The 12389-nt window shown below is 41.0% G+C and carries 10 protein-coding genes and 1 pseudogene; 1 reads left to right on the top strand and 10 read right to left on the bottom strand.

All coding sequences use genetic code 11. The features are described 5' to 3' along the window. The 9 genes and pseudogenes from V7D18_RS06605 to V7D18_RS06565 all read right to left on the bottom strand — a co-directional run. Nucleotides 1-1590 (bottom strand): annotated as a pseudogene (locus V7D18_RS06605) (hypothetical protein); the annotation flags it as partial. 20 nt (nt 1591-1610) lie between these two features. Beyond that, nucleotides 1611-2726: a pentapeptide repeat-containing protein gene (locus V7D18_RS06600; RefSeq protein WP_426152635.1), complete on the bottom strand. Its 1116-nt coding sequence runs from the start codon at nt 2724-2726 to the stop codon at nt 1611-1613. Next, nucleotides 2716-2985: a zinc-ribbon domain-containing protein gene (locus tag V7D18_RS06595; protein ID WP_426152633.1), complete on the bottom strand. Its 270-nt coding sequence runs from the start codon at nt 2983-2985 to the stop codon at nt 2716-2718. The genes V7D18_RS06600 and V7D18_RS06595 overlap by 11 nt, the downstream gene beginning before the upstream one ends. A gap of 293 nt (nt 2986-3278) precedes the next feature. Continuing rightward, nucleotides 3279-3914 (bottom strand): hypothetical protein, encoded by a 636-nt coding sequence (locus V7D18_RS06590; protein WP_426152631.1) that lies wholly within the window; start codon nt 3912-3914, stop codon nt 3279-3281. Nucleotides 3915-3934: 20 nt separating this feature from the next. Beyond that, nucleotides 3935-5293 (bottom strand): hypothetical protein, encoded by a 1359-nt coding sequence (locus tag V7D18_RS06585; protein WP_426152629.1) that lies wholly within the window; start codon nt 5291-5293, stop codon nt 3935-3937. Next, nucleotides 5284-5790, bottom strand: coding sequence for a hypothetical protein (locus V7D18_RS06580; protein ID WP_426152627.1), 507 nt, complete (start codon nt 5788-5790; stop codon nt 5284-5286). The genes V7D18_RS06585 and V7D18_RS06580 overlap by 10 nt, the downstream gene beginning before the upstream one ends. Before the next feature lie 17 nt (nt 5791-5807). After that, the gene (locus tag V7D18_RS06575) at nt 5808-7190 is read right to left on the bottom strand and encodes a contractile injection system protein, VgrG/Pvc8 family (protein WP_426152625.1); all 1383 of its coding nucleotides are present in this window, start codon (nt 7188-7190) and stop codon (nt 5808-5810) included. A 51-nt stretch (nt 7191-7241) separates the two neighbouring features. Beyond that, complete coding sequence (locus tag V7D18_RS06570; protein ID WP_426152623.1) at nt 7242-7571, bottom strand: DUF4280 domain-containing protein; 330 nt, start codon at nt 7569-7571, stop codon at nt 7242-7244. A gap of 203 nt (nt 7572-7774) precedes the next feature. Then, a complete protein-coding gene (locus tag V7D18_RS06565; protein ID WP_426152651.1) occupies nt 7775-9304 on the bottom strand; it encodes an SPFH domain-containing protein in 1530 nt (509 codons plus the stop codon). 282 nt (nt 9305-9586) lie between these two features. On the opposite strand from V7D18_RS06565, the gene V7D18_RS06560 reads away from it, so the two are divergent. Then, complete coding sequence (locus V7D18_RS06560) at nt 9587-11128, top strand: methyltransferase domain-containing protein (RefSeq protein ID WP_426152621.1); 1542 nt, start codon at nt 9587-9589, stop codon at nt 11126-11128. Nucleotides 11129-11194: 66 nt separating this feature from the next. Here the strand turns inward: V7D18_RS06560 and V7D18_RS06555 are convergent, their stop codons facing one another. Continuing rightward, on the bottom strand, nt 11195-12382 hold the full coding sequence (locus V7D18_RS06555; RefSeq protein WP_426152619.1) for a mandelate racemase/muconate lactonizing enzyme family protein: 1188 nt from the start codon (nt 12380-12382) through the stop codon (nt 11195-11197). Nucleotides 12383-12389 lie beyond the last annotated feature (7 nt).

Here is a 12389-nt window from a genome sequence, read left to right as displayed (position 1 = left end):
CCCCTCAATAGCCTCTCCTGCCTTGCCAGCATTACTCGTGCCCTTAATAGCTTCACCCTCGCTACCAACAGCCTTTCCAACGTCGCCAACCTCTTTGGCTCCAACTTCTACCTTTCTAATAGACACACCAGCTTCTTTATTTGCAACCTGTCCAGCTTCTTCCGGACCTATATCCCCTTTAAATAACTTTCGCATCTTGCCTAACAGTTCTTCTATTAGATTCTCACCTTTTGTTAATTCCCCCGCTGTTTCTGCTCCCTTTGCGATCTTTGCAGCTTCATTAAATTCTGTTAGTTTTTGTTCTACTCCTGCTGCCTTTCCTATTTCATTAATTTCTCCTGTTTTACCTAGTACTCCTGGAGCCTCTGTTGCCTTTCCTATCTCCGTAATTTCTCCTGTTTTACCTAATACTCCTGGAGCCTCTGCCCCCCCTCCTATAAATGACGCAGCTAGTGCCATTGCTTCAAATCGCACTCTCCCCGCTAATTTTGCTTTATCTTCCGGACTTCCGTGAATTACCTTGTCATTTACATATTCATTTGCGGTCTTTAATATTGCAGGTATATATTTTTCTGGTTCTTTATATATATTTACAATTCCTTCCGCCGTATCATACGGACTGATTACCAAATTTACTATCCCTTCTGCCATTCCTCCTGCACCTTCTATTAGAAAGCCTCTATCATATGCACCTTCTGTAGAAGCAACATTTTCTTTTTGAGAAATCTTAATACCTTTTATTATTGTACCTGGCACTCCTGGAATAAGGGACGGTTTAGCCATTATAAGTGCATCATTTATTATTTTATATCTTACGTCATCCAGTGGGGTTTGATTTCCATGTTTCTGATAATCGCTGGAATTTGTAAACGCTCCTATTAGATCCGATAAAAAAGGTATATTTTTGTTATATGTAATATTCCCCAGCTGATTAAAATAACTGCCTGATTCCTGTTTCAGTTCTTTATAGACATTTGATGCCCAGTCTATGGTTGGATATTCTTCTACCACCGCCTTTCTAATTTGTAATATGTAATTCATCACTTCAATTGATAGATTAAATGCACCTGGTATAGGTACCTTTAAAGCTTTACTTGTACTATATAAAAGAGCACCCCTGCCTGTTGTTCCCTTAATAAAATCTGCTGCAAAAATCTTATTTTCTTCTTTAATTTTTTCCAGAATTCTCTGATTTTTTTCAAAAAATAATTGTTTAATTTTCTCTTGTCCAGCTTTTTCTGTAACTAGACTTTTACTTGCATTGGCAAAATTTGATGCCTTCGCCATATTGGTCTTAACAGTATTTTCTGCCTTGCTAACTTCTTCCCGAACTGTATTGACTCTTTTAACAGCTTCATTCTTTGTAGCCTGTTTCACTTTCGGTATCGCTGCCGAAAGTTTTGATATCGTATTTCTGGTATTATTTACACAGGCGGGAACCGAAGCCACTGCCTTCCCTATCAGTTTGCCCGCCTTACTTTCCTGAAATTTTTCTACTACAGTCTTAGTCGTTTTCTTAGCAAGTGCCTTAACCCCATTTACTACTTTAGGCAGAGCTGCTGTTGCTCTTTTCTTTAGTTTTTCCAGCATACTATTCCACCTCCTATATTTTACCCTGTGACGTGGATTTGTTCAAGCTGATCCCTGCTCAACTTTGCATCCTCAAGCTGCTTTCTGGTAAATCTGCTCCTATACAAAGAAGTCTCCTGAAAATCACATCCCATAAGCCTTGCTCCGCGAAAATCCGCACCAATAAATACGCCTCCTGCCAGACAGGCACCCTGTAAGTTACTCTCTTGAAAGCTGCTTCCCGTATACCCTTCTCTTCTCCCGGTGTCTCCAGGATCTTTCCCCTGATAAGTTACTCCATAGGAAAGATTTGCCCTCTCCAGATCTGCTCCCGTAAAATCCGTATTTAGGAGCATACTCCCTGTAAGATTTGATTCCTTCATCTGGCAGTTGCGGAAACAGGCTCCTAAAAGAAGGCCAATACTTAAATTACTTTTTTCCAGACTGCTCCCTCTAAAATCCGCATACCGGAAATCATAATTCTGCAACATGAGATTTCTCAGATCCAGTCCCTTAAAATCTCCAAAACAATAGGCTCTCCGTTCATTTTTATCCAGCCAGTTCTTAAGCTCCTCCATATCCATCTCAGGCTGCTCCTGATAAACCAAATCACCCGGCTCTAAATATTCCCCTACCCGTATCTGGAAATCCTCTTCTTTGTCCATACTCAGATAAGAATCCGTTTCCGTAGCCTCCGCAATGGAATAAAGAACCATTTCCTTTAAATACCGGTAAAATGGAGTTACCATCTCCTGCATTATTGAATCAACTTCTGGCATACTGACTTTCCCTACATACCGTTTCGCCCTCTGTATAAGATTTTCCCAAAGCATTGTGTATAGACCAAATAACTCACTGGTATCCAGTTCTCCCACCCAGATTCCCTTATGCAAATACCAGTTCCTGTCATAGACCACAATAGGACTGCGATATTCACCTCGAATCAAATCCGTCCTCAAAAGATGACACATCAGATATCCCGGTTTTCTTTCCTCTTTCACCAAAGCTTGACAGACATGGGAAAACTCCCGGATAAACTGCTGTTTGAAATCATCTTTCGTTCTCTGAAAGACCTTTTCTGCGTCCGCAAGAATCTCCTCTATACACGGCTCCACATCCTTCTTCTGAAAAAGCTGGAATTCGTTACTAAACATCATAACCTAGTTCCTTTTTTTTCGTAATTTCCTCATTAATCATAAGGAATTTTTCTTTTGAAATTTCTATGTAACTGCCACAATTAGGACACTCAACACAATAGGTCACACTATAGGGAATAACTGGTATAAAGAATAAAGTAAACCAGGTTGTCTTTTTACACAACTGCCACATGGAATCCACATTACAATGTTCACATTTTTTTTGGAATACTCCACCTTTTCTATTTCTTGTAACTTTTCCATATCCCCAAATAATCATTTTCTGATCACTCCTTTTTAATTAAGTATAATAACTTTCTTAGACTATATTTTATTTACATATAAGATGTCATCACGCCAATAAATAAAATAATAGTCCAAACTAACAGCCTGATTATTACAGCTACCAAGGCTCCGATTCCTGCGCCTTTAGATGATTTAGGATAGCTTGTTCTCCAAACCAAAAATAAAATCAATCCAGCCAGAGGAATAAAAAAGCCTAATATACCCCACCAATAACTTCCTTCTTCCAATGGTCTTTGTTGGACATTCTACTGGTATAACATTTCTTCTTCAATTATGTTCACCAAAGTTTCCTCCATTTATATTAATCTCAACTTCTTTCATAGTCCCTAAAAGCTGAACCAGTATCTTCTTCCACTGCTTCTTTTCCTGTACGCCGCAATCAAAGGTTCCCATCAATAATCCCTGTTTCATCGCCCGGAAAAACATGGCATGATAACAGGTATCATCAATTAGAGGAATATCCAAAGAAAAATGGCTGATTATTCCCTCTCCTTCCCCTATTATCTCTTTTTCTTCAATAACAGAAGCTGGGTATAGGCGTTTCATCTGATCTGCCATAATATCCCGGATGTCTTCCACCTCCTCAGGCTTTACTTCCCCTTCCTCCAGATGGAAGGTTATGGTCACATCGCCCTCCTCATTACTGTATATCCACTCCGGACGGTCCGGATCGGGATATTTCGCCAATATCATCTCATACTGCATTTCCTCAAAGCATTTGGGAAGTAACATGGTCAGATGACTGTCGAGAACAGACTTTTCTTCCAATTCCAGTTTTTCATATTTCACTACTACATATCCCCGGTTAATATCATTCTCTATATGGAACCAGTCTTCATCCTGAACCGGCTCTTTCTCTTTTCTGATCCTCTTTATGATTTCTTCTGCATAAATGCCGCTCATTTTTACCTCCTCCACTGCTCTTATCCCTTAATCTGTATCAGATCATCTATCACAATACTGGTCATTCCAGTTGACAATACAATTCTCTCTCCACTTTCTATATTCATATTCCTGCTACTGCAATGAAAGCTTTCTCCCGAATGGATTTGAATTCCCCTGGAACTCCTGACTTTCACTCCGGAACGATCTGACAGTTGAACGGATATCTTATTTCCAGACGCACGAAAGGAAATTGATTGAGATTTCATCATCATTCCCTTACCACTTTTTGTTTCAAAACATTTTTCCTCAGGGTTCTGATTTTGTGAGTTCCTTTCTCCATCCAGCCTTCTGATATCTGTCACATAAGCCATACTTTCATCTTTCGTTGGTATATACAGCATTGCCTTACTTCCAATTTCAGGCATACAAAACCAGTCGTTTCTGTGCCAGGAATACCAATGCAGTTTTTCCCCTTTCCCATTTTCATCAATATCCAGGTGCAGTCTGATCTGGTCTTTCTTTACCTCCCGCACCACTCCCGGCAGAGAAATCCCTTGCAGTTTTTCCTGATATTTCTTTTCCCTGCATATACCAGATTCCTGTTTAAGCAGACACCGCCTGTATAATAGTCCGTTCTTTAAAGAATCATGAATCTCTGTTATTCGATAGGAATGTCCGTCGCACATTACTCGGTCTCCTAACCTGCAGTCCTTGCTTCCTGTTACATTACAGGAGATGAAATCAGACTCTGATGGTGCAGAATCTCTGAATTTCCGGAATTCCCGGATGCTTTTTTTCATTTCCCTGTCAGATGTCCCGGATAACCTGCTTTCGTTACTTCCAAAGCCTATATATATCTGAGTGGAAGTTCCTGACGCACACGGATATACAGAAACTCCTATTAAAGAAGACGCTCTTTTTAAAAACTCCCAATCGGTTTCCTCATATTGAATGAGGGGTGCATCAAAAGCGGCAGAGGCAGTAGAAGCATAATCAATGATGTCCCCTCCGTTCCCCTTCACCAATTCCTGAAACAGCGAAGCATAAGTTCTGTCCCCCCGCTGAAAACTTCTGGTCCTTTTTTCATAATCTAAAAGTATTGAATAACTGGATAGCCGGATAGTCACACAGGTCTGATCTTCACACGAAACCTTTACATTGACAGGCATACCAGAAAAAAGAATCTGGTTTGTCTGACCGTCCACGAATTTTATGGTAAAATTTTCATTCCAGCTTAAATTACTGCATGTATCTACATTTTTATCCTGTATGATTCCTTCAATCTGCGCCCATGAATGTTCATTAAGTTTTTGGCTGATTTCAAGTTTTGTAATGCTTTCCATGGAAAACGGCATTTCCAGATACACGGAATTATGAATTTTCGTGGTTACTGACATAAACTCCCTCCTTTCCTGACCGGAATAAAGCGGACTCCATATAAGCGTCTTCTTAATATATTTTCCGCCAGTTCCAATGATACGATAATATACTGGGCCTTTTCTCTGACAACCCGGAATATGTATGGGTTTTCTTCTGGAATTCCCCGTAAGGTCAGGCTATTTTCCTTTTCCCACCCCTCCGCCAAAAGACAGTCTTCTACCGGACAGTCAATCCGCCAGCAGACAATCTGTGACCGATAAGACTTATCCGTTAAAAAAAACGGGATAGCCTGAATGTTGGAAGAATAAACATCTAACACGTCCTTTAACCGGTCAGTAATACAAAAACAAAAGTGAAACATCGTTTTTCCATAGAAAAAATCAGGAAACTGATCTTCTTCACTAAAATCTCCATAGGCTACAAAAGGTTCTTTTTCCTGAAAACCCGGATTGGAATAATCCAGATTTTTATAAAGAGGAACCCTTTCATCCGGCAGCATGATAAAATATTCCATGTCAGTTCCTCCTATTATTAATTGATTCTTACATCAGGTCCTGAGATATCGATCATGGTGTCCATTTGTATCTGGCTCTTTTTGCAGTGCAGCCTGATTCTGTCTGAAGCATAAAATTCAATTGATTCCTCTGCATCAATATTGATTCCTGCACCGCTTCTTAAAGTAATACCCTTTTCACTTTCAATGGCTATTCCATCATTTTTATCTAACGTAATGGTGGTCTCATCATTACAGGTAATAATTACTGCTTCTTTGGTAAAACGTATTTCTTTTCCATCAACCGTCCTAAAATACTTAATGGAAGGGTCATCTGTCCCTTCATCTCTGTTTTTTCCAGATCTTGATGAATTTTGCGCTACCGCATCCTCTTCTTTTTTACCAGGGAAATAAATAGATACAGTATCTCCAGGTTCTGGCATACAATACCAGCCCCCCTCATTCCCTGCCGTATACATAGTCTGATAAGGAAACTTCCATACAGAATCCCTTTCTGTTTTCTGGCTGTCTATAGCAAGCTTAACCCTCACTTTATCCTTAACTGCTTCAATGACTTGTGCCTGGATTGATACACCAATCAGCCTTTCTGCATAAATCTCCGGCCTATCCAGTCCCTTTTTGGTATACAGTCCGTATCGGAATATTACTTCCCCCCGATTCATCTTTGCCTCAAGCTTTCCAATGTAAAGCTGCATTTGGCGGAATTTAACACAGGAACCTGTTTTGTAATATTGCCTGGAAGTCACCTGAAAGCTGGCTGCATCAGTTTCCAGATAATCATCGTGCCCTTCTGCTGTTAATTTTTTATAACCAGATAAGTTTTTTTCTAAAGTGTACGAATAGCAGCTGATTTCTTCTGCAGCAGAACTTTTTGGAGTCCCAAAATAAATTTTGGGACTGTTAAATTGTGCATCTGGTAATATTCCTGCATGAAAATGTGAAGAAAGACGTTTTAAAAATTCCCAGTCCGTCTCTTCATATTGTACGGTCAAATTACCAATTGGTTTCTCATTTGATATATAATCCAAAACATCACCGCCGTCATATTCAGCAGTTATTTGCTTAATAATTTCTTTATAGGTCTGATCTTTATCCTGAAAAGACCTGGATTTTTTTTCAATATCCATTAAATAAGAAGCGGACACCAGTTTTATCTCTGCTTTATATAGATCTCCGTCGAGAAATACCGATACTTCATCTATCATACCTTCAAATAGAGTGGTGCCATTCTCCATAAATATCCTGATTTTGCTTCCATTCTGATTTTCCAGAACCAGCTTATCCTGACTTCCATCTGAGATAATTCCTTTTATGACACATCTCCCATGTTCATTTATCTCCTCAATCAGAGAAAAATCTATGATTTCACGGATCATTTCCAAATTTGTCTTAATAGTCATACTTTTTATCACTCCTTTCGCTTCACTCTTACTCCATTCAATTTCCTATTTCTATTGCGGTTGGCGAATCCGGATAATACCTCCACAGGCACAAGAAAGGAGACTGGTACTGAAAAGGGCTGGTTCACCGTTTATTTTATAATTTTTATCCTCTATCAGCCAGGGAGTCAGAATCACTGGTGCACATGGCTGGAGCGGAGAAGTCTTCTTACATGTTCCAAATGATATAACATTAATCCCTGCTTTATAGTCCATAATAGTAGCCTGATTCTTACCACCAATACATGCCCCGTGGCAAGTTGGTACCTTAAAACTGCATTCATTACTTCCCATAGAGCAGGTTATCGGACAGCCATCAATAACTTGGGTTTTTTCACTCACTTTATAACACCTCACTATTTATTATTTCTTAATATACTATACAACAAAAAATAACAAAAATGTGTTTCATGTAATAAATAACACGAATCATGTAACTTTTGGTAATATTTTGTTGTTTTATGTCATATATTTGCTCTTATATATGCTCAAAAAAGCATAAAAAAACGGTACCAGAGATCTTCTCTCCAATACCGCTATCCTCATTATATTGTTGGTTCTGTTTCTATATCTGTTCCTGTATCTGTTTTCTGAACCACCGTCTTGTCTTCCTGTTTAATGGTAATCTCCGGCACTCCACTGATGTTAATATTCCGGTTTACCTTCGCATCATAGGTTCCGGCTTTAACAATATCACCTAAATCAATACCAGTGGTTTCCTTCATGGATTCAAACAGCTTTGCCATAACGGCAGGAACATTGCCGGATACGGAATCAAGGCTGCCGCCTTCTCCGCCTCCGATGATGGTAATCTTATCAATCTGAGAAAGAGGTTCTGCGATCTTTCCTGCCACTTCCGGCAATACCTTAATGATCATTTCAGCAACAGCCGCGTTGTTATACTTCTGATAAGCCTGGGCTTTCTTTTCCATGGCTTCTGCTTCTGCCAGACCCTTTGCCCTGATGGCTTCCGCTTCCGCTTCACCCACCATACGGATTCCCTGGGCTTCCTGCTCTTTTGTATAACGCTCGGCTTCTGCACTTGCCTTCTGGGCTTCTGCCTCCTGAACCTTTTCAAACCTCTTTGCTTCCGCGTTTTTCTGACGCTCATAAAGCTCGGCTTCTGCCTTCTGCTGTCTGGCGAATTTATCGGCTTCCGCTTTCTTTCTGATTTCCGCATCAAGAGACTTTTCCATAACTTCGGCTTCCCGCTGCTTAATTAAAACTTCTTTTTCCTGCTTGGCAATGTCCGCATCAGCCGAAGTGATCTCAATGGTTTTACGCTGTTCTTCCTGCTGAATCTGGTATGCAGCATCTGCCTCTGCCTTTTTCACATCAGCAATTTTCTTTAAGTCGGATTTCTGAATATCCAGCTCATTGTTTTTAATCGCTATTTCCCGTTCAGAATTAATTCTTGCATCATTGGCCTGTTTATCTGCAGATGCCTTTGCAATGGCGATCTCTTTATCCGCCTCGGCTTTTGCAATGGCTGCCTTCTTCTTAATCTGGGAAATATTGTCAATACCAAGGTCATCTATGACACCGTTGGCATCGGAAAAGTTCTGTACGTTAAAGCTGACGATGTCAAGTCCCATGGCTGCAAGATCCGGCATGGCATTTTCCTTCACCAGCTCTGCAAATTTCATACGGTCGCTGACCATCTCTTCCAGTCTCATGCGCCCAACAATTTCACGCATGTTTCCTTCTAATACCTCTCTCGCCACCGAGCCTATGTATTCGGAATTCTGATTTAAGAAGTTCTGTGCTGCTAAAGACAATTTGCCTGGCTCGCTGCTGATTTTCACATTGACAGCCGCATCTACCTGGATATTAATGTAATCCGCAGTAGGAACCGCATTGGATGTCTTAACGTCAATCGGGATCAGCTTTAAACTCAATCGGTCAATCCGCTCAAGAAATGGAATCTTAATGCTGGCTTTGCCGATCACCGTCTTTCTTCTTAAACCGGAAATAATAAATGCCATATCCGGCGGAGCCTTTACATATCCTGACATCAGGATGCCCAGGATAATTACAACCAGAACAACGGTGATAATTGTGGAAACCATACTCATATTGATCATACTCATATATTCTTTTCCCCTTTCTATTGGTGTAATATTTTGAACTGTTCATAAAATACAGTCTTATTTATTATAACAAACAAAACTCTTGGTTTCAATTCAACAATACTTAAGCTTTCCTTAACAAATTATCCGAATTTGGCATTATCATTGACGTTTTTTCTATTAAATGTTTGTCCACATCACGTTTTATCACACCGGCATGTACCAGGAGAATATACTGGTATGAGAGCTCTAACATAACTAAATAACGATTTCTTGAAAGGAGTCTTCATGAATATTCAGGATTTACACAAAAAAGCCGCAAAAAACAGCCGAAACTATAAAACTTATGAAGAAATGGGGGATTATTATCACCAGAACGGCAATTTTAAACGGGCTTATCTCTGCTACGCTCACAGCCTGTTCCTGTGCAGCAGTCCGGAGGAAGCCAGACGGCTGGCTAAAATTAAGAAAGACTTGGAAAAGGTGTATTCAGCAGAGCTGCCTAAAGCTGCTCTCTTAATTCCATCTGTTCCAGACTTAAATATGATGAAAGCGATCATACAGACATGCATTTTGAGCAGGGAAGACGTAAAAACCATTATAGTTCACGATGATGAAGAGTCTATGGAAGTTACTGAATGGCTGAAGGAACAAAATGAAATTAAGCTTGTTCCCGTGAAGGGGCTCACACCTGGTGCCGCGCTAAATAAAGCCATAGGACAGATAAAAAAACAGGAAGATCTGTTCGTTCTTGGAAAAGGCTCCGCTTTGCTCCCCCATGCACTGTTTCAGCTACGTATGTCCCTTTATAAAGAGGAATCCATTGGTGCAGTCAGCGCGGTTACCAACGGTCCTGCTTTCGGGCTGACTGATTTTATTACTCCCATTGACCGGGCCAGTATTTATGCCGATGAGCATAACCTGCCTGGGGATGAGCAGATGGATCCGGTTCTGATCCCTTCCTGCTGTACAGTTCTCATACGCAGAAACTTATTTGACAAAACCGGAGGATTTGATGAAAATTACCTGACCCAGGAAGTAACAGAAAAGGATTTTTCATTTCAACTTCTTAAATTGAAGAAAATCACCTTTTTATGCCATCATGGCTATGTTTATACCTTTGGTCTGCAGCAGAGCAATCAGGCCCGTTTTAGTGACTACAGCCATTTTTATGAAAAATGGAACGTACGGCTCAACTATTCTCTGTTCCCCCGTCCGGATATTCTGGCCCTGATCAAAGATCCTGCAGATACTCCCATAAATGTATTAGATGTGGGCTGTGCCTGCGGTGCCTCCCTGCTTGCCATCAGGAATAAATACCCCGCTGCCTCCCTCCATGGAATTGAACTGGATGAAGGGTCCTGGAACATCTCTTCCCTTCTCTTTCCTGTCACCCAGGGAAATGTGGAGGAAAAGCTGGAATATGAGGACGGATATTTTGATTATATCATCTTCGGTGATGTTTTAGAGCACCTTCATCAGCCCGCCGCTGTACTGGAAAATATGAAACGGTATTTAAAACCGAGCGGAGCCATACTCGCAAGCATTCCCAATATCATGCACATTTCGGTAGTAAATAATCTGCTAAACGGATACTGGACCTACGAGGAAAGCGGTATTCTGGATAAAACCCATCTGCGATTCTTCACCCGGAATGAGATCACGCGGATGTTTTCCCAGACTGGTTATCAGATTGAAGATATTGGTGTTACCAGGATTTATATCACTCCTGAACAGCAAAAGCTGATTGAACAGCTCTGCTCCATCAGTTCCAGCAGTATGGAGGCATTTACCACCTACCAGTATTTAATCAGGGCGAGGAAAAAATAAATAAGGGGCCATTGCAATATAAGTGATTAATCATCGCTTATAGAACAATGGCTCCCCATTTAGTTTTTATTCAATTGACTGAAACATACGTGCACTGCTGATGGCCGACTCTAAAAATTCATTGCCAAGCCCAGGCAGCTCAGGCAGTGAAAAGCTTCCATTTACAGGCTGGAGATTGTATTTTGTAAGACCCTTTGAGGTCTCCATACGGTTGCATACATGATGCTCATGTATGGTGAAATTAGGTATGGCCGCTTCTAAGTGAAGGGCTGCGTTAGTAGCAAGAGGACTGCCCGCCACATGTACCTGAATGGCCACATCATAAATATATGCCAGATCGCAGATCTTTTTCACCTCTGTTATTCCCCCGCAGTTTCCGATATCCGGCTGAGCCAGCTGAATTAAATTCTTCTCAAAATATGGTGCATACTGCCAGCGGCTGAATATCCTCTCCCCGTTTGCAATCGGAATAGAAATATTTTTCGTAATATATTCTGAAGTCTTAATCCCGGGTGTATTGGGCTCTTCAAATGCCCAGATACCGTATTGTTCCGCCAGCTTTCCCAACTGTACAGCACTTAATGCATCGGGATAGGAATGATTCTCCATAATAATGTCCACGTCTGGACCAACAGCCTCCCTGACCGCTTTCATCCGTGCTTCCACCATACGAAGTTTTTTGGGGGTGAGAAGTCCGGTGGTATCGAGAGAAGTCAGCTTCTCTCCCTTTTCATTACGGTCAAAAAAATCGATTTTAATGGCATCAAAACCTTCTGCCGCTGCCAGACGGGCGTTATTCGCATAATCCTCCGGAGTCACCGCCCAAAGCTGCTCCTCTCCTTCTTTTCCCCAGCCAAACTGCAGCTGGCTGGCATAGCATCTCAGTTTATCCCGCAGCTTTCCGCCCAGAAGAACATAGCATGGTACATGAAAATATTTACCTTTAATATCCCAGAGAGCCACATCAATGGCTGCAATTCCTGAAAATATAACCGGACCACCATTCTGCCCCCAGAATGTACTTTTATACATCTTCTCCCAGATAGCTTCCGTATCAAGTGGATTCATTCCTATAACCAGCTCTGCTAAGTCGCACACCATACCAAAGGCAGCGCTTCCCCCTGTTCCGTATGCCATACCAGCCTCTCCGTCTCCAAAAATACCATTGTCCGTGTAAATGCGGCAGCCGATTGGGCTGTTCATACGATTGTTGGAAGTCTGAAGTCGAAACACATCAATTTTTGTTATTTTCATAATCATT

It is taken from the genome of Lacrimispora sp. 38-1 (genome assembly GCF_049890855.1).
In the GTDB taxonomy this organism is placed as follows: Bacteria; Bacillota; Clostridia; order Lachnospirales; family Lachnospiraceae; genus Lacrimispora.
The sequence above is the reverse complement of the archived record's forward strand: the minus strand, read 5'-3'. Positions and strand labels throughout refer to the sequence as shown.

What these genes read in the sequence shown, in the direction of transcription:
- V7D18_RS06600 (WP_426152635.1), bottom strand. Translation starts at nt 2,726, where the DNA reads ATGATGTTTAGTAACGAATTCCAGCTTTTTCAGAAGAAGGATGTGGAG.
- V7D18_RS06595 (WP_426152633.1), bottom strand. Translation starts at nt 2,985, where the DNA reads ATGATTATTTGGGGATATGGAAAAGTTACAAGAAATAGAAAAGGTGGA.
- V7D18_RS06590 (WP_426152631.1), bottom strand. Translation starts at nt 3,914, where the DNA reads ATGAGCGGCATTTATGCAGAAGAAATCATAAAGAGGATCAGAAAAGAG.
- V7D18_RS06585 (WP_426152629.1), bottom strand. Translation starts at nt 5,293, where the DNA reads ATGTCAGTAACCACGAAAATTCATAATTCCGTGTATCTGGAAATGCCG.
- V7D18_RS06580 (WP_426152627.1), bottom strand. Translation starts at nt 5,790, where the DNA reads ATGGAATATTTTATCATGCTGCCGGATGAAAGGGTTCCTCTTTATAAA.
- V7D18_RS06575 (WP_426152625.1), bottom strand. Translation starts at nt 7,190, where the DNA reads ATGACTATTAAGACAAATTTGGAAATGATCCGTGAAATCATAGATTTT.
- V7D18_RS06565 (WP_426152651.1), bottom strand. Translation starts at nt 9,304, where the DNA reads ATGAGTATGGTTTCCACAATTATCACCGTTGTTCTGGTTGTAATTATC.
- V7D18_RS06560 (WP_426152621.1), top strand. Translation starts at nt 9,587, where the DNA reads ATGAATATTCAGGATTTACACAAAAAAGCCGCAAAAAACAGCCGAAAC.
- V7D18_RS06555 (WP_426152619.1), bottom strand. Translation starts at nt 12,382, where the DNA reads ATGAAAATAACAAAAATTGATGTGTTTCGACTTCAGACTTCCAACAAT.